This window comes from Erwinia sp. E_sp_B01_1, assembly GCF_036865545.1.
Classification (GTDB): domain Bacteria; phylum Pseudomonadota; class Gammaproteobacteria; order Enterobacterales; family Enterobacteriaceae; genus Erwinia.
Window position 1 is genome coordinate 3,354,090 of sequence record NZ_CP142208.1, and the last position, 16,716, is coordinate 3,370,805.

The 16,716-nt window shown below is 53.4% G+C and carries 16 protein-coding genes; 4 read left to right on the forward strand and 12 right to left on the reverse strand.

Annotation, left to right across the window (positions count from 1 at the left end; genetic code table 11):
* Positions 1–143: 143 nt before the first annotated feature.
* Complete coding sequence (gene yfbV, locus VRC33_RS15705; RefSeq protein WP_338557245.1) at positions 144–596, reverse strand: terminus macrodomain insulation protein YfbV; 453 nt, start codon at positions 594–596, stop codon at positions 144–146.
* A 332-nt stretch (positions 597–928) separates the two neighbouring features.
* Between yfbV and ackA the strand changes: the two genes are divergently transcribed.
* The 3 genes from ackA (at position 929) to VRC33_RS15720 (ending at position 5,678) form a co-directional block, all read left to right on the forward strand.
* Positions 929–2,131 (forward strand): acetate kinase, encoded by a 1,203-nt coding sequence (gene ackA, locus VRC33_RS15710; RefSeq protein WP_338557246.1) that lies wholly within the window; start codon positions 929–931, stop codon positions 2,129–2,131.
* Positions 2,132–2,199: 68 nt separating this feature from the next.
* A complete protein-coding gene (gene pta / locus VRC33_RS15715) occupies positions 2,200–4,344 on the forward strand; it encodes a phosphate acetyltransferase (protein ID WP_338557247.1) in 2,145 nt (714 codons plus the stop codon).
* Between the two features lie 341 nt (positions 4,345–4,685).
* Complete coding sequence (locus VRC33_RS15720) at positions 4,686–5,678, forward strand: TIGR04086 family membrane protein (protein ID WP_338557248.1); 993 nt, start codon at positions 4,686–4,688, stop codon at positions 5,676–5,678.
* 148 nt (positions 5,679–5,826) lie between these two features.
* Here VRC33_RS15720 and yfcD read toward each other — a convergent pair whose 3' ends face one another.
* Together yfcD and yfcF are read right to left on the reverse strand one after the other, a co-directional pair.
* Entirely contained in the window at positions 5,827–6,363 is a 537-nt protein-coding gene (yfcD, locus tag VRC33_RS15725; RefSeq protein WP_338557249.1) for an NUDIX hydrolase YfcD, read from the reverse strand.
* Between the two features lie 96 nt (positions 6,364–6,459).
* Positions 6,460–7,104 carry a glutathione transferase gene (yfcF, locus tag VRC33_RS15730; RefSeq protein ID WP_338557250.1) on the reverse strand — a complete coding sequence of 215 codons (645 nt, stop codon included), beginning with the start codon at positions 7,102–7,104 and terminating at the stop codon, positions 6,460–6,462.
* A 131-nt stretch (positions 7,105–7,235) separates the two neighbouring features.
* Here yfcF and VRC33_RS15735 point away from each other — a divergent pair, with 131 nt between their 5' ends.
* The gene (locus VRC33_RS15735) at positions 7,236–8,129 is read left to right on the forward strand and encodes a TIGR01777 family oxidoreductase (RefSeq protein WP_338557251.1); all 894 of its coding nucleotides are present in this window, start codon (positions 7,236–7,238) and stop codon (positions 8,127–8,129) included.
* A 150-nt stretch (positions 8,130–8,279) separates the two neighbouring features.
* Here VRC33_RS15735 and hisP read toward each other — a convergent pair whose 3' ends face one another.
* From hisP to folC, 9 genes are all read right to left on the reverse strand, one after another.
* Positions 8,280–9,053, reverse strand: coding sequence for a histidine ABC transporter ATP-binding protein HisP (gene hisP / locus VRC33_RS15740; RefSeq protein WP_338557252.1), 774 nt, complete (start codon positions 9,051–9,053; stop codon positions 8,280–8,282).
* Between the two features lie 8 nt (positions 9,054–9,061).
* A complete protein-coding gene (locus tag VRC33_RS15745; protein ID WP_338557253.1) occupies positions 9,062–9,778 on the reverse strand; it encodes an ABC transporter permease in 717 nt (238 codons plus the stop codon).
* Positions 9,775–10,461, reverse strand: coding sequence for a histidine ABC transporter permease HisQ (locus VRC33_RS15750; RefSeq protein ID WP_338557254.1), 687 nt, complete (start codon positions 10,459–10,461; stop codon positions 9,775–9,777). Before VRC33_RS15750 ends, VRC33_RS15745 begins: the two co-directional genes overlap by 4 nt.
* A 98-nt stretch (positions 10,462–10,559) precedes the next feature.
* Positions 10,560–11,342: a lysine/arginine/ornithine ABC transporter substrate-binding protein ArgT gene (argT, locus tag VRC33_RS15755; protein WP_338557255.1), complete on the reverse strand. Its 783-nt coding sequence runs from the start codon at positions 11,340–11,342 to the stop codon at positions 10,560–10,562.
* A gap of 283 nt (positions 11,343–11,625) precedes the next feature.
* Positions 11,626–12,195, reverse strand: a complete 570-nt coding sequence (locus VRC33_RS15760) for a UbiX family flavin prenyltransferase (protein WP_338557256.1) — start codon at positions 12,193–12,195, stop codon at positions 11,626–11,628.
* 107 nt (positions 12,196–12,302) lie between these two features.
* Positions 12,303–13,820: an amidophosphoribosyltransferase gene (gene purF / locus VRC33_RS15765; RefSeq protein WP_338557257.1), complete on the reverse strand. Its 1,518-nt coding sequence runs from the start codon at positions 13,818–13,820 to the stop codon at positions 12,303–12,305.
* 36 nt (positions 13,821–13,856) lie between these two features.
* Complete coding sequence (gene cvpA / locus VRC33_RS15770) at positions 13,857–14,342, reverse strand: colicin V production protein (RefSeq protein WP_338564315.1); 486 nt, start codon at positions 14,340–14,342, stop codon at positions 13,857–13,859.
* Between the two features lie 357 nt (positions 14,343–14,699).
* Complete coding sequence (gene dedD, locus VRC33_RS15775) at positions 14,700–15,404, reverse strand: cell division protein DedD (RefSeq protein WP_338557258.1); 705 nt, start codon at positions 15,402–15,404, stop codon at positions 14,700–14,702.
* Positions 15,394–16,656, reverse strand: coding sequence for a bifunctional tetrahydrofolate synthase/dihydrofolate synthase (gene folC, locus VRC33_RS15780; RefSeq protein WP_338557259.1), 1,263 nt, complete (start codon positions 16,654–16,656; stop codon positions 15,394–15,396). Before folC ends, dedD begins: the two co-directional genes overlap by 11 nt.
* Positions 16,657–16,716 lie beyond the last annotated feature (60 nt).

The window sequence follows — 16,716 nt, forward strand, 5'->3', positions numbered from 1 at the left end:
CATTCACTCCTGTGCCGCGGTGGGCATAATGAAACCTGAAGGGGATGACTGAGGATGGCATAAGCCGTTACAGCGCGGAATGACAAGCAGACGCTTCTTTGATCCAGGCCGGGTTTTGCCTGAGCAGCCCCCCGGCCAGAGGATTAAAGATCGTCCAGGAAGGTTTTATCAAGCTGACTGAAGGCGCGCTTCAGCACGTCAGCCAGCGACTGATAGGTAGGTTTACCTTCTACCGGCGCTATCGCCTGGCCTGCTGCCTGTAGCTTTTCACGCACTTCATGGAACCAGTCAAGCAGCGTGGGAGGCAACGGCGTTACTGAACGCTTGCCGAGCCACCATAATCCCTGCATCGGCAGGCTACAGGCAAACAGCGCTGTTGCTACTGCCGGGCCGAGTTGCCCACCCAGCGCAATTTGCCAGGTCAGCGAGAAGACGGCCAGTGGCGGCATAAAACGGATAGCAAAACGCGTGGCTCTGGAGACACGATTTTCCGGGAACATGGGTGCCAGACGCTTATCGACAGGCCATGTCTTCATATAGTGCTGTCCACGCTGGAACAGTTTAAACCAACCGACGGTGCCGGATTCATCAGACATGGCAGACCTCAACTTCATATATAAAAATTAAAAAGAACGTACAACTCACCAACTTTACCTGACATCTTTCAAAATATTTTGTCTTTACGCAACACTCTGGTTATCCTGTGCGCGTTTGTTGAATGGCTGTTACAGGGTTGCTATCACTCTGCATGTAGACCTGTGTTAATCGCGTATAATTCAAAAAATCACGTAAAATTTATAAAGTTTTTTTGCTTTTGAACAAAATTTACCGTGAGCATGACGTTCATCATTAATGTACCAGCTTTCATGCGCTACGCTGATAGTCGGATTGAGTTTTTTTTCGCCACTTTTAACCAATAGGACCTTCCATGTCGAGTAAGTTAGTTTTGGTTCTGAACTGCGGCAGTTCTTCCCTGAAATTTGCCATTATCGATCCGGCAAACGGCGAAGAATACCTCTCCGGTTTAGCCGAATGTTTCCACCTGCCTGAAGCACGTATCAAGTGGAAAATGGAAGGGGCTAAACACGAAGAGGCATTAGGAGCCGGTTCCGCACACAGCGAAGCTCTTAACTTCATCGTTAAAACTATTCTGGCACAAAAACCAGAGCTGTCTGCACTTATCACTTCAATTGGTCATCGCATTGTTCACGGTGGCGAGAAGCTGACCCAGTCAGTCATTATCAATCAGGATGTGATTCAGGGCATCAAGGATGCCTCCTCTTTCGCTCCGCTGCATAACCCGGCGCACCTGATCGGCATTGATGAAGCGATGAAAAACTTCCCTCACCTGTCTGATAAGAATGTGGCGGTTTTCGACACGGCTTTCCATCAGACTATGCCGGAAGAGTCATATCTTTATGCTCTGCCGTACAAACTTTACCGTGAGCATGGCGTTCGTCGCTATGGCGCGCACGGTACCAGCCACTTCTATGTCACCCACGAAGCCGCCAAAGTGCTGAATAAGCCGGTGGAAGAGCTGAATATCATCACCTGCCATCTGGGCAACGGTGGCTCGGTTGCCGCTATCCGTAATGGAGAGTGTGTGGATACTTCTATGGGGCTGACGCCGCTGGAAGGTCTGGTGATGGGCACCCGTTCAGGCGATATCGACCCTGCGGTGGTGTTCTTCCTGCATGACACCCTGGGCATGAGCGTGGATGCGATCAATAAAATGTTGACCAAAGAGTCCGGCCTGCTGGGCCTGACCGGCGTCACCAGCGACTGCCGTTACGTTGAAGACAACTACACCACTAAAGAAGATGCCAAACGCGCGATGGATGTTTATTGCCACCGCCTGGCAAAATACATCGCCTCCTATACCGCACTGATGGATGGCCGTCTTGACGCCGTGATTTTCACCGGTGGCATTGGCGAGAATGCGGCGATGGTCCGTGAACTCTCTCTGGGCAAACTGGCCCTGCTGGGCTTTGAAGTCGACCATGAACGCAACCTGGCCGCCCGCTTTGGCAAATCCGGCTATATCAATAAAGAGGGCACCCGCCCGGCTCTGGTCATTCCAACCAACGAAGAGTTGGTCATTGCGCAGGACGCCAGCCGCCTGACCGCCTGAGTCTTTTCCTCCGTCAGCCCCGGCTGGCGAAGTTGTTTCTGACACCAGTAGCTTTTGAGAGGTTAACCGTGTCCCGTACTATTATGTTAATTCCTACCGGCACCAGCGTCGGCCTGACCAGTATCAGCCTGGGTGTGATCCGCGCCATGGAGCGTAAAGGCGTGCGTCTCAGCGTCTTCAAACCTATTGCTCAGCCGCGTGCCGGTGGCGATTCGCCGGATCAGACCACCACTATCATCCGTAAGAACTCCTCCATTCCAGCCGCCGAGCCGCTGCAAATGAGCCGTGTGGAATCTCTGCTGGGAGCCAACCAGCAGGATGTGCTGATGGAAGAGATCATCGCGCGCTACCACGAAAACACCAAAGATGCTGAAGTGGTGCTGGTAGAGGGCCTGGTCCCTACCCGCAAGCACCAGTTTGCTTCCGCGCTGAACTACGAAATTGCCAAAACGCTGAATGCCGAAATCGTCTTCGTCACCTCGCTGGGGATGGACTCACCGGCTCAGTTGAAAGAGCGTATTGAGCTGACCCAGAGCAGCTTCGGCGGCAGCAAAAATAAAAATATCACCGGCGTAATCATTAACAAACTGAACGCACCGGTAGACGAACAGGGCCGCACCCGTCCGGATTTGTCAGAAATCTTCGATGACTCCACTAAAGCTAATGTTGCCAATATTGATCCCAAGCAGCTCTTTGCCAACAGCCCGCTGCCGGTGCTGGGTTGTGTGCCGTGGAGCTTTGAGCTGATTGCTACCCGCGCCATCGATATGTGTCGCCACCTGAATGCTGAAGTGATCAACGAAGGGGATATCAATACCCGCCGCGTGAAGTCTGTGACCTTCTGCGCGCGCAGCATTCCCCATATGCTGGAGCATTTCCGTCCGGGGTCGTTGCTGGTCACCTCAGCCGACCGTCCGGATGTCATCGTGGCGGCCTGTCTGGCTGCAATGAACGGCGTGGAGATTGGTGCCGTACTGCTGACCGGCGGTTATCAGATCGATGAGCCTATCCGCAAGCTGTGCGAACGTGCTTTTGCTACCGGCCTGCCGGTATTTATGGTGAAAACCAATACCTGGCAAACCTCGTTAAGCCTGCAGAGCTTCAATCTGGAAGTCCCCAGCGACGATACCCAGCGTATTGAGCGCGTCCAGGAATACGTGGCCAGTTATATCGACTCTGACTGGGTTGAATCCCTGACCGCGGCATCAGAACGCAGCCGCCGCCTGTCACCACCAGCCTTCCGCTATCAGCTGACAGAACTGGCGCGCAAAGCTGGTAAGCGCATCGTACTGCCGGAAGGTGATGAGCCCCGCACCATCAAAGCAGCTGCTATCTGTGCTGAGCGTGGCATTGCCACCTGTATCCTGTTGGGCAATCCTGACGAAATCCAGCGTGTTGCAGCGGTTCAGGGCGTTGAGCTGGGTAAAGGCATTGAGATTGTGGATCCGGAAGTGGCCCGCGAAAACTATGTTGCCCGTTTGGTTGAACTGCGTAAGAGCAAAGGCATGACCGAAGTGGTGGCGAAGGAGCAGCTGGAAGATAACGTGATGCTGGGCACTATGATGCTGGAGCGTGGCGAAGTCGACGGCCTGGTTTCGGGTGCGGTTCACACCACTGCCAACACCATTCGTCCCCCGTTACAGCTGATCAAAACGGCGCCAAACAGTTCGCTGGTCTCCTCCGTGTTCTTTATGCTGCTGCCTGAGCAGGTGCTGGTTTACGGTGACTGCGCCATCAACCCGGATCCGAATCCGGAGCAGCTGGCAGAAATTGCAATCCAGTCTGCGGATTCGGCCACGGCGTTTGGTATTGAGCCTCGCGTAGCGATGATCTCCTACTCAACCGGCACGTCCGGTGCCGGTAGTGATGTCGAAAAAGTGCGTGAAGCGACCCGTATCGCCAAGGAAAAGCGTCCGGATCTGGTTATCGATGGCCCGCTGCAGTATGACGCCGCGATCATGGCCGACGTGGCCAAGTCTAAAGCCCCAGACTCCCCGGTTGCGGGCCGCGCCACCGTGTTCATCTTCCCGGACCTGAACACCGGTAACACCACCTACAAAGCCGTACAGCGCTCTGCTGACCTGATCTCAATCGGGCCTATGCTGCAGGGTATGCGCAAACCGGTGAACGATCTGTCACGTGGTGCATTAGTTGACGACATCGTTTACACCATCGCTCTGACGGCTATTCAGTCTAAACAAGCGGAAAGTTAAGACATCATCCGGCTAAAAAGGCGAATCTCAGGATTCGCCTTTTTTTTATTTCTTTTATCTCTCTCACAGCCTGAATAAATAACCCTGCATAAAGCATTTTTTTGCTCTGAATAATGACTTTACGCAGATTCTATTCTACCCGACTTTTTTTATATAAGCCTTGCCATCAGGAACCGCTAATCCATTGAAATTAATGCACCATTTTACTGGTTTATTATTTTATGGAATAAACGGGAGTCTGAGACTAGTCTTAGACAGGCAAGGAACAAAGAGTGAGTATGTTCTTAATAATTATGCTGCTTTGCAGTGGCGATAAATAAACAGGTAAAGGGAGAACCCCCATGAGCGATAATCACATTCATCCGGTTTACAGTGAAATAAATAATGGTCTTCCTCTGAAGCGCATTTCCTGGAGCGCCGTATTTGCAGGCGTCATTATTTCCACCGTTATTTATTTGCTGCTCGCTATTCTGGGCACGGCGATTGGTGCCACCACCATTGATCCGTTGAAAGAACAAAATCCCGTGGACGGACTGGGGACAGGTGCCGCTATCTGGACAGGGCTGAGCATGTTGATTTCTGTTGCCGCCGGCGCATTTATCACCGGCCGTCTGGCTCAGCGTGAAGGCGCCCTGCATGGATTACTGATGTGGGCAGTGAATACGCTTATCTGCCTGTGGCTGGCGATTATGATTATCAGCAGCGCTGTCAGCGGCACAGCCAGTGTAATAGGTTCTGGTTTCAGCATGCTGGGCAATGGCATTTCCGCAGTTGCTCCCTCGCTGGCGGATACGGCGAAAGAGAAACTCAAGGAAAATAATATCGATTTGGGCAACATGCAGAATGAACTGGAGACGACGCTGCGTCAGACCGGTAAGCCAGAACTGCAACCGCAGAATCTGCAAAATGATGCCAATAAAGAAACCGACAACGCCAAAAATCAGGCGCAAAATACCGCCAGTAATCCTCAGTCAGCTGATACAGATCTGGCAAACTGGTTCAAAGGCGTACTGTCACGCAATCAGGATACGCTGCAGGCTGCCGATATGGATGCCCTGAAAAATATCATCAAAGCGCGTACCGGTAAAAGCGATCAGGAAGTTGACCAGATCGTTGCCCAGACGCAGAAAAGTTATGATGAGGCACGCAAGCAATATCAACAGTTGAAAGCTGAAGCCGAGCAGAAAGCCCGTGAAGCTGCTGAACAGGCCGCTGCGGCTACTGCTAAAGCCAGCTGGATGCTGCTGGTCGTGCTGCTGGTTGAAGCCGCTATCGCTGGCGCGATGGGCAAATTAGGCCGCAAAACTCAGCCCGTACAGAAAGTTGTTCGTTAATGGTTAAGGCTTGAAAATAAGACTAAGGCCGCGGAAGCGGCCTTATTTTTTTCGGGCTATCCGTAGCCCGGACAGTGCATTTTCAATAACGGGTATCAGCCGGGTGCCCTGATGATAAGGGTGGCAGCAATCCGTTATTCATACCGGGCTAAGCCTGGGAAGCGGTTAAACGCGACTGCTCATTATTACGGCTGAGCCAAAGTGAGAGCGCCTTCAGGGAGTCGTCGGTAAACTCATCACAACGGGCGGTGATCTCTTCCGGGGTCATCCAGAACACTTCATCCACTTCTTCTTCCTGCATGGCAAACGGGCCGTGCGAAAGGCAGCTGAACAGCCCGCCCCAGACACGGCAGTGCTGATCTTCAAAGTAAAACAGCCCGTGTTCGGCAAAAGGCACGGCGGCAATGCCCAGCTCTTCTTCCGCTTCCCGGCGGGCTGATTCGAGTAAATCCTCACCGCTTTGCACCACGCCTCCGGCGGTGGCATCCAGCATGCCGGGCATAAAGTCTTTGGTCGTGGTACGACGCTGTACCAGAATTTTACCCCTGCCATCGTGAACCACGATGTAGGTTGCGCGATGGCGCAAACACTGTGCCCGCATTTGCGCACGGCTGGACTGTGCGACGACCTCGTTATCCTCGTTAACGATATCCACCCACTCCGTGCCGCTCTCTTGCTCCACCATCCGTAACCCTTATTTGTTCTGGCGCATCAGCGCACGTTGACTCTTGCCCGCACAGTTTGCCACGGACCGCTGAAAAATTATAACCCACCCGTGTTATTAACAGGCGGTCCTGGAGGTTTCTGAGAGCCACAACTGTACAGAGGCACGCTGCCACTGAAAATGCGCATAATCTGCGATGCGCTCCGGCACAGCATCGCCATGCAGCGCCAGACGATTGATCATCACGGCCAGATCGGTATCGGCAATCGACCACTCGCCAAACAGATTCTGTTGACCCAGTTTAAGCAGCCGATCGACACCGTTAAACAGCTTCTCAGCCGAGGCCTGCGCGTGCTCGCTTAAGGGCAGGAATTTTTCACCGGCAAACAACACTTCAGTGGGACGTTCCTGACGCAGCGGCATAAAATCACTTCGCAACCATGCCTGAACCTCCCTCGCCTTCGCCCGTTTCTCAATATCGCGGGGATAAAGACGCTCATATTCCGGAGGAGCAAACCGTTCCTCAAGATACTCGGCGATGGCAGAAGATTCAGAAAGCAGGAAATCCCCGACCTGTAACGTTGGCACGCGGCGGGTCAGGGAGATCTCCCCGTAGGCTTTCTGCAGGTGTTCGCTGCTGGAGAGGTCGATATGCTGCAGGGAAAACGGCACACCTTTCTCCGTCAGAGAAACAAAGACAGACATCACATAGGGACTAAAAAAACAGGCATCAGACCAGAGCGTAACTGTGGGGTAATTCATCCTGAGATCCTTACTAGTCGGCGTCTGCATCCTGTTTACCCATTTTTTTGCAGAAAGGCAATCCCCCAAACTTCACCTAAGCTGAAAGCAGGCTGTTGGATATTTTATTTCTCAGATTAAGGACAGACAGCATGCATATTTTACTGACGGGCGGCACCGGCCTGATTGGCAGCCACCTGATCCCCCTTCTGCTGCAAAGGGGCTACCAGGTAAGCGTAGTGACCCGCGATGTGGCTGCCGCGCGCAGCAAGCTTGGCGAGGCGGTAAACTTCTGGTCAGGGCTGGATCAGCAACGCAATCTGAACGAAGTGGATGCGGTCATTAACCTGGCGGGCGAACCTATTGCGGATAAACGCTGGACGGAGCAGCAAAAGCGTCACCTTTGTGAAAGCCGGTGGCGGATCACCGAGCAGCTGGCGACGCTGATCAATGCCAGCGCCACCCCACCCTCGGTGCTGATTTCAGGATCGGCTACCGGCTTTTACGGTGATACGGGCGATCTGGTGCTCACCGAAGACGATCCCGGGCAGGATGAATTTACCCACCAGCTCTGCGCCCACTGGGAAACCCTGGCAAAAGCAGCAGAAAGCGAGCAAACGCGGGTCTGCCTGATACGCACTGGCGTTGTGCTGGCGAAAGAAGGCGGCGCACTGAGCAAAATGAAGCTGCCGTTTAAGCTGGGGATTGGCGGCCCCATTGGCAGCGGCAAGCAATATATGCCGTGGATCCATCTTGACGACATGCTCAGCGCGATTCTGTGGCTGCTGGATGGGCCAACGCTGAGCGGGCCTTTCAATCTGGTTGCGCCCTATGCAGTTCGCAACGAGCAGTTTGCCGCCACGCTTGGGCACGCCATGCACCGTCCGGCCTTTATGCGCACGCCTGCGGCGGCCATTAAGCTGATGATGGGGGAATCCTCGGTTCTGGTGCTGGGCGGTCAGCATGTGCTGCCTAAGCGGCTGGAAGAGTCCGGGTTCGCTTTCCGCTGGTATCAGCTGGATGAAGCGCTGCAGGATGTGGTTTAGCAGTATGCGGTTAAACCAGCATGGTGCTTCAGAAGGAGAACAAAAGCAGGGAATCAGGCAATGAGCTCTCAGCAAGGGCAGAACGAATCTGGCCCTTGCTGAAAACAGTAAACGCTTTAGCGGGCAGAAATCTCCTGACCGCCGTCAAAATTATTTCAGCGCGCCTGAAAGGAACTGCTGCAGGCGGGTACTTTTCGGATTAGTGAACACATCTTCAGGACGCCCCTCTTCCTCAATTTTACCCTGATGCAGGAAAATCACATGGCTGGAGACATGGCGGGCGAACTCCATCTCGTGGGTAACCACCACCATAGTTTTGCCCTCTTCCGCCAGCTTCTGCATGATCTTCAGCACTTCACCCACCAGCTCTGGATCCAGCGCTGAAGTCGGTTCATCAAACAGCAGTACCTCAGGCTCCATCGCCAGCGCACGGGCAATAGAAACACGCTGCTGCTGACCACCGGACAGGTTTACCGGATATTTGCCGCGGGCACGCTCATCAATGCCCACTTTATCCAGATATTTCACCGCACGAGCCTGAGCTTCCGCTTTGCTGAGCCCCAGCACCTGAATGGGCGCCTCCATCACATTCTGTAAAACCGTCAGGTGGCTCCACAGGTTGAAGTGCTGGAACACCATAGTCAGGCTGGTACGCAGCGCTCGCAGTTGCTCTTTATCGGACACCTTGAGCTGGCCATCGGTATCACGCACCAGATGAATATTCTGGTTGTTGACCGAAATCGTGCCTTCGCTCGGCTTCTCAAGGAAGTTGATACAGCGCAGGAAGGTGCTTTTTCCCGATCCGGAAGACCCTATGATGCTGATCACGTCACCGGCATTTGCCTGCAGTGACACGCCCTTCAGCACCTCATGTTCGCCATAACGTTTATGCAGTTCAGTTACGTTTAATTTATTGTCGGCCATAATTCTGCTCAATGAGTTGATGAAGGTTTAACGTGCGCCAGCCAGCGTTTTTCCGCCTTGCGGAACAGACTAATCAACACATACGAGATTATCAGGTAGAGCACCGCCGCAATGCCAAAAGCGATAAAGGGCTGATAGGTGGCGGAGTTGATATCGCGGGCGACTTTCAACAGATCCGGCACCGTTGCGGTAAAGGCCAGCGCCGTAGAGTGCAGCATCAAAATCACTTCATTGCTGTAGGCAGGCAGTGCCGTGCGCAAAGCCGAAGGCATGATGATGCACCGGTAAAGTTTGAAGGTGGAAAATCCATAAGCGCGTGCGGCTTCAATTTCACCGTGAGGAACCGACCGGATGGCACCGGCGAAAATTTCCGTGGTGTAAGCACAGGTATTCAGCGTCAGCGCCAGCAGCGTACAGTTAAGGCCGCTGCGGAAGAACGCATTCAGCAAATCGTTGCCCTTGACGATTTCCAGCGTGTACATCCCGGAGTAGAAGATCAGCAGCTGAACATACAGCGGCGTGCCACGGAAGACGTAAGTAAACAGCCATACAGGGAAACGCACAGCGGTGATGGAGGAAACGCGGGCGATGGAGAGCAGCACGGCCAGGCAGCCGCCCAGCACCACGGAAATCACCAGCAGCCAGAGAGTGATGGCTACGCCAGAGAAACGATAACCGTCCGTCCACAACAGGGCTTTCCAGTATTCCTGAATAATATCAATCATAAATCAGCCCTTCTTACGCCCACCGAATAACGGCGCTCAAGCCACATCAGCACGCCGTTGGAAAGCGTGGTAAACACCAGGTAGATCACCCCGGCGACAACCGCAAAATAGAAAGGTTGCCAGGTACTTTTCCCGGCCAGCTGGGTCGCTTTAACCACATCTTCCAGCCCCAGTAGCGAAACCAGCGCGGTTGCCTTGAGGATAACCTGCCAGTTATTGCCAATGCCCGGCAGCGCAAAGCGCATCATGCCCGGGAAAAGAATGCGGCGAAAGGTCTGTGAGGAGGTAAAGCCGAACGCTGTCGCAGCTTCAATCTGCCCTCTCGGCACCGCCATATAGGCACCCCGAAAAGTTTCAGTGAAGTATGCGCCATAGATAAAGCCAAGAGTGATGATACCGGCAACCATAGGATCAATATCGAACTGATCGACGCCAAGCATATCGGTAAACTGGTTCAGGGCTATCTGCAGACCGTAGAAAATCAGCAGCATCAATACCAGATCGGGCACGCCACGGATCAGCGTGGTATAGCCTTCGAAAATCATCCGCAACAGACGATTATGAGAAAGTTTGGCCCCGGCGCCAACTAAACCAAGGATAACGGCAAGCAACACCGAGCTGAGTGCCAGCTCAAGCGTGACCAGCGCCCCTTTAAAAATTACTTCAGAATATCCATACAGCATAGGCCTGCCTTTGTTTTAACTTCGCGTTTCATCCGCCTGTGGCGTACAAAACAGGGGCCGCAGTCCGCAGACTGGCGGGCCCCCATGACAGGTTTTACTTAACCGCCGTACACGTCAAAGTCGAAATATTTTTTAGCTAACTTGTCGTAGGTGCCATCTTTGCGAATTTCATCAAACGCTTTGTCGATGGCCGCTTTCAGCTCGGTATCATCTTTACGCATGCCCATACCGGTACCCACACCAAAGATTTTTTCATCTTTCACCGCAGGACCAGCGAAAGCGTAATCTTTCCCGGCTGGCTGTTTCAGGAAACCTTCGCTGGCAGCGACTTCATCCTGGAAGGCTGCATCGATACGGCCGGCAGTCAGATCCTGATAAACCAGATCCTGATTGGCATAAGGCGTCACGTTGATGCCTTTTGGACGCCAGTTTTCATTGGCGTAGGTTTCCTGGGTGGTGCCCTGCAGCAGACCGATGGTTTTGCCTTTCAGCGACTCAAGGGTAGGCAGGATTTTTGAGCCTTTTGGCGCAATCAGACGGGCGTTAGCTGCGTAGAGTTTTTCCGAGAAAGCGATCTCCTGCTGACGCTTTTCGGTAATGGAGAGCGAAGAGATGATGGCATCAATTTTCTTCGCTTTCAGCGAGGGGATTAACGCATCGAAATCGCTTTCAACGTAGGTACATTTAGTCGCCATACGTTTACAGATTTCATTAGCCAGATCGATATCGAAGCCAGCCAGTTGACCTTGTGCATTTTTAGATTCAAAAGGCGCGTAGGTTGGATCGGTGCCAATGCGCAGCGTCTTCGGCGCGGCAGCAAACGCGCTGCTGGCGCTGGAAAGAGCCAGCAGAAGAGAAAGAGCCAGGACCTGCTTTTTCATAGATTACCCTCGAATATGGTCTTTTATTATGTCGATCGTGATGTTGTTAGCGCAGTCAGAACACATCTCTTTTGCAGATTTCATGCCAGTTTTGCCTTCACCTGCCCCATTGCTGCGCAATCAGCTTGTTTCGCCGTATAACAGCGCAAACGCCTTGATTGTGGGGAAATATATAACAGGTTTGTGGAAAGACAGGGCGAACAATGTTGCATTTTGGTGCACTGAATGCACAAAAAGCGATTCAGCACCTGGCTACGCACTCAAATGGTGCATAAAAGCAGGGTTATGCACCCTGCCAGCGCGTGAAGAGATCTTTATCAAGCGTGATATCAAATTGATCGAGAACGCGATTCACCGTCTGATCAACAATATCCATAATATTTTCAGGGCGATGATAGAAGGCCGGTACCGGTGGCATAATAATTGCCCCCAGTTCAGCCGCCGTGGTCATCATCCGCAGGTGGCCAAGATGTAGGGGGGTTTCACGTACGCAGAGAACCAGTTTACGGCGCTCTTTCAGCACTACATCGGCCGCACGCGTCAGCAGGCCATCGGTGTAGCTGTGGACAATCCCTGAAAGGGTTTTCATCGAACAGGGCAGGATGACCATGCCATCGGTTTTAAACGAACCGGAAGAGATGCTGGCAGCAATATCCCGCACGTCATGCACCACATCGGCCAGTGCCTGAACATCGCGTACCGAATAGTCGCTTTCCAGTGCCAGCGTCTGCCGGGCAGCCTGACTCATCACCAGATGGGTTTCCACCTCGCTGACCTGCTGCAAAATCTGCAGCGCACGGACGCCATAAATCACGCCGCTGGCACCTGAAATGCCAATAATGAGTCTTTTCATAAATATCCTGCCGGGCTGAAAATCAAAGTATGACACCTGAGCGCCAAAAAAGAAATGGGCCGGAATCGCTTCCGGCCCACTTTTACCTGCTGTCACTACTCAGGGTATTAGCCTTCGTTGTGCATTTCCAGGTTTTCCACTTCGTTCTGACGGGCCATGGCTTTGGCATCATCATTACGCAGCGACTGGAGGTACTCCAGATATTGCTGATCGACATCTTTGGTGACGTAGATTCCGTTAAATACCGAGCACTCGAACTGCGCGATATCCGGGTTTTCTTCCCTTACGGCTTCAATCAGATCGTCCAGGTCCTGGAAGATCAGGCCATCAGCACCAATCAGCTGGCGGATCTCTTCCACTTCACGGCCATGAGCAATCAGCTCCGTCGCGCTCGGCATATCGATGCCATAGACGTTCGGGAAACGGATTTCCGGTGCCGCAGAAGCCAGGTAGACTTTCTTCGCGCCCGCTTCACGGGCCATTTCGATGATCTGTTCGCAGGTGGTACCGCGAACAATAGAGTCATCTACCAGCAGCACGTTTTTGCCGCGGAATTCAGCCCGGTTAGCGTTCAGCTTACGGCGAACCGCACTGCGACGCTGATGCTGACCTGGCATAATAAACGTACGGCCTACGTAGCGGTTTTTCACAAACCCCTGGCGATACGGCTTATCCAGGATACGGGCCATTTCCAGCGCGATATCACATGATGTTTCCGGGATGGGAATGACCACATCGATGTCCAGGTCTTCCCACTCACGGGCAATTTTCTCACCCAGCTTGGTGCCCATACGAACACGGGCGCTGTAGACAGAGATTTTGTCCAGGAACGAGTCCGGGCGGGCAAAATAGACGTATTCGAACAGGCAAGGATTGAATTTCGGGTTCTCTGCACACTGACGGGTAAACAACTGACCTTTATCAGTGACATAAACCGCTTCACCTGGCGCCACATCCCGCAGGAATTCGAAGCCCAGGGTATCCATTGCCACGCTTTCGGAGGCGACCATATATTCGTTACGGCCATCCGGCATACTGCGCTTGCCGATCACCAGTGGGCGAATCCCGTTGGGATCGCGGAAAGCGACAAGGCCATGACCGATGATCATTGCCACACAGGCATAGGCGCCACGGACGCTCTTGTGCACGGCAGTCACAGCGGCAAAGATGTTATCGGCTTCCAGCGGATAGTGCTGAAAACGATCCAGCTCCTGAGCAAAAATGTTCAGCAGGATCTCAGAATCTGAGGTGGTGTTAACGTGACGACGACCGCTTTCAAACAGCTGCTTACGCAGTTCGTGAGCGTTGGTCAGGTTACCATTGTGCGCAAGCGTGATGCCGTAAGGCGAGTTCACGTAGAAAGGCTGAGCTTCAGAAGCGCTGGAGCTTCCCGCTGTCGGATAACGGACGTGGCCGATACCCATGTTGCCCTGCAGACGCTGCATATGGCGGGCTTCAAATACATCGCTGACCAGGCCGTTTGCTTTACGCAGGCGGAAGCATTTTAATGCATCAATGGTTACGATGCCTGCGGCATCCTGCCCACGGTGCTGGAGCACCGTTAACGCGTCATAAATCGACTGGTTGACCGGCATGAATCCGGCGATCCCGACAATACCGCACATGTGGTTATTTCCTCATAAGCCGTAACCCCGGTTCTATTACCGGGGCAAAAAACTCGACGTACTCTTCAGGTAATCAAAGAACCACCTGATGACGTAACTAAACTGGGGAACCAGCTGGGACTGTTGCCAGTCAGGGCTTTTTGAAAAGCCGGTGAAGGTATCGAGGAAAAACAGAATAGCTGACACGATCAGCACACCACGTAATGCCCCGAAACAGACGCCCAACACTCTGTCGGTACCCGACAGGCCGGTTTTTTCAACCAGCGAACCAATGACGAAGTTGACGATGGCTCCCACTAACAGCGTGGCCACGAACAACACCCCAATGGCGATTCCATTTCGAACCAGTTCGTCTTCAAAACCGGTAAACCAGACGGCAAGGTAGGAGTAGTAATGACTGGCGACAAAAAATGCGCAACCCCAGGTGACGAGAGATAAGGCTTCCCGAACAAACCCACGGATCAGGCTGACAAGAGCCGAAAAACCAATAACCGCAATAATGACGTAATCTATCCAGACCATGAACTCTTCCAGCGACTGTGCCCCTGCATCCAGTTCGGGGCGAATTCTAACAGAAAAAGAAAACGTTTGCGTAGCGTTTTCCTGTGCCAGTTTAATTAATGCCATGTGTAAAAAAACCAGCCATCATGCCTGCTGGCGGCTTGCGGTCACACCCGGCAAGCCTGCTTATGTAACAGACTGACTTTTAACCACTTAAAGACAATTACCACGGCGTCAGCAAACAGCGAAACGGCAGAAATCCTGCGATTTTAAAAGGCTCAGGCTCTTACATTAATAGCGCCAGACTAACGTAATACAGGGTGGAATCACTCCACCCTGTTAAGTGGCCCGGCGGCCGCAGTACATCCCCTGAAAAACCTAACGGGCACTGTAAGGTTTAACTACCCCACCGAGTCCGGAAATGCCTTTCAGTTCGCTAACCGCCGCCTGCATCTTCGCTTTAGAGGCGTCCGGTCCGACGTAGATTCGGGTTATCTCGCCCTGTACCGGTGTGGATGGCACGGTAAAGGCGCGATAACCAGAAAGACGGAGCTGCGCGACAACTTCATTGACCTTGCTGGCGTTTTTCAACGCGCCCAGCTGAACAACATAAGCCTGACCGGAAGGTGCGCTCTGCTGCGCAGGTTCGGCAGGCTGAGCTTCTGGTTTAGGTTGTGGCTTAGGCTTTTCAACCGGTTTTTCCGCCGGTTTCTCTACCGGTTTAGGCTTAGGCTTCTCTACCGGTCTGGTCACCGGCTTTGATTCCACCACAGGTGGAGGAGCCACGACGCTTGGATGATTGCTGGATTGCGGCGCTGTGGAGCCGCTTTCGGCCTGTGAAGTGTTGCTGGCGGCTTTACCTTCCGCCGTTGCCCCTTCCGGCGGCTGCGAAGGCAGCGGTTGAGTGACTGGCGGTACCAGGTCATTCTCCTGCTGATCGCCAGGTTTCGGCACCAGCGGTATCGCCGCAAACTCTTCTTTATAGTGCTTTTTTTTGCCGTCGAGCAAACCCGGCAGAATGATGACGCCCAGTGCTACTATAATGACGGTCCCGACTAAACGGTTTTGAAACTTACTGGCCACTGCCGTTCTCCGCTTCCCTCGTTTCCATTACGTGTGCCACGGTGTGGAAAGAGCCACACACCAGCACAATATCCTGCTCTGCTGCCTGCTTAAGCGCCTGATGATAAGCATCAGCGACGGAGACAAAGGCCTGAGCCTCAGGCAAATGTGCCTGCAACTCCCCGGCGTTTGCGCCGCGCGGCCCTTCAAGTGGCGCGCAGTACCAGTAGTCAACCTCAGGTTTCAGACAGGCCAGGGTGCCGGCGATATCTTTGTCATGCAGCATCCCTACTACGGCGTGAACCTTACCGGTTTTCGGCAGATCGCGCAGGCGCCCTGCCAGATAGCTGGCGGCGTGGGGATTATGCGCCACATCAAGAATCACTCGCGGGGCTTCGGCAACTGTCTGAAAACGGCCAGGCAGAATTGCCTTATCCAGCCACTGATAAACGATCGCTTCATCAACGTGTAGCGGTGAGGCACGCAGCGCAGCAAGTGCAGTGGCCGCATTGGGCATCGGCACCTGCGGCAACGGCAGGCCCTGAAGCGCACCCTGAGCATCAGTAAATGACCAGCTCTCCTCAGAGACGCTGTAGTGCCAGTCACGCCCGCACTTAAGCAGATGGGCACCCAGATTATCCGCCACTTCAGCTATGGTGTGGGGCATATCAGGCTCACCGACGACCGCCGGTTTGCCGCCACGAAATACCCCGGCTTTTTCACGGCCAATGCTTTCACGATCGGGCCCCAGCCAGTCGGTATGGTCCAGGGCAATACTGGTTATCACGGCAACGTCGGCATCCACAATATTAGTGGCATCCAGACGCCCGCCAAGCCCCACTTCCAGAATAACCACATCAAGCTTCGCGCGTTTAAACAGCCACAGCGCAGAGAGCGTGCCGTATTCAAAATAGGTCAGTGAGGTATCGCCCCTTCCGGCTTCAATATCGGCAAAGGAGGCTGTGTGATCCGCTTCCGGCAACTCTTCACCCTGAATGCGCACCCGTTCGGTATAGCGCAACAAATGGGGAGAGCTGAAGACACCAACCCGGTAGCCCGCTGCAATCAGCAGGGTTTCAAGCGTTCTGCAGGTAGTGCCCTTGCCGTTGGTCCCCGCGACGGTAAACACGACGGGAGCAGGGGTTAACAGGTCGAGCGAAGTAGCCACGCGTTGTACGCGTGCCAGTCCGAGTTCAATAGCCTGAGAGTGGAGATTCTCAAGATAATGAAGCCACGTGACCAGAGGTGACGTGGCTTGAGGAAGATTATCCATTTGTCCCGTTCACAGCGTTACGGTTCATTGGTAAAAGGGGCATTACGCCCCTTTCTGTCA

Excerpts from the sequence above, each read along its gene's own strand:
- VRC33_RS15745 (WP_338557253.1), bottom strand. The coding sequence starts at position 9,778 with ATGATTGATATTATTCAGGAATACTGGAAAGCCCTGTTGTGGACGGAC.
- cvpA (WP_338564315.1), bottom strand. The coding sequence starts at position 14,342 with ATGGTCTGGATAGATTACGTCATTATTGCGGTTATTGGTTTTTCGGCT.
- VRC33_RS15750 (WP_338557254.1), bottom strand. The coding sequence starts at position 10,461 with ATGCTGTATGGATATTCTGAAGTAATTTTTAAAGGGGCGCTGGTCACG.
- hisP (WP_338557252.1), bottom strand. The coding sequence starts at position 9,053 with ATGGCCGACAATAAATTAAACGTAACTGAACTGCATAAACGTTATGGC.
- folC (WP_338557259.1), bottom strand. The coding sequence starts at position 16,656 with ATGGATAATCTTCCTCAAGCCACGTCACCTCTGGTCACGTGGCTTCAT.
- argT (WP_338557255.1), bottom strand. The coding sequence starts at position 11,342 with ATGAAAAAGCAGGTCCTGGCTCTTTCTCTTCTGCTGGCTCTTTCCAGC.
- VRC33_RS15735 (WP_338557251.1), top strand. The coding sequence starts at position 7,236 with ATGCATATTTTACTGACGGGCGGCACCGGCCTGATTGGCAGCCACCTG.
- yfcD (WP_338557249.1), bottom strand. The coding sequence starts at position 6,363 with ATGGTGGAGCAAGAGAGCGGCACGGAGTGGGTGGATATCGTTAACGAG.
- VRC33_RS15720 (WP_338557248.1), top strand. The coding sequence starts at position 4,686 with ATGAGCGATAATCACATTCATCCGGTTTACAGTGAAATAAATAATGGT.
- purF (WP_338557257.1), bottom strand. The coding sequence starts at position 13,820 with ATGTGCGGTATTGTCGGGATCGCCGGATTCATGCCGGTCAACCAGTCG.
- ackA (WP_338557246.1), top strand. The coding sequence starts at position 929 with ATGTCGAGTAAGTTAGTTTTGGTTCTGAACTGCGGCAGTTCTTCCCTG.
- yfbV (WP_338557245.1), bottom strand. The coding sequence starts at position 596 with ATGTCTGATGAATCCGGCACCGTCGGTTGGTTTAAACTGTTCCAGCGT.
- yfcF (WP_338557250.1), bottom strand. The coding sequence starts at position 7,104 with ATGAATTACCCCACAGTTACGCTCTGGTCTGATGCCTGTTTTTTTAGT.
- VRC33_RS15760 (WP_338557256.1), bottom strand. The coding sequence starts at position 12,195 with ATGAAAAGACTCATTATTGGCATTTCAGGTGCCAGCGGCGTGATTTAT.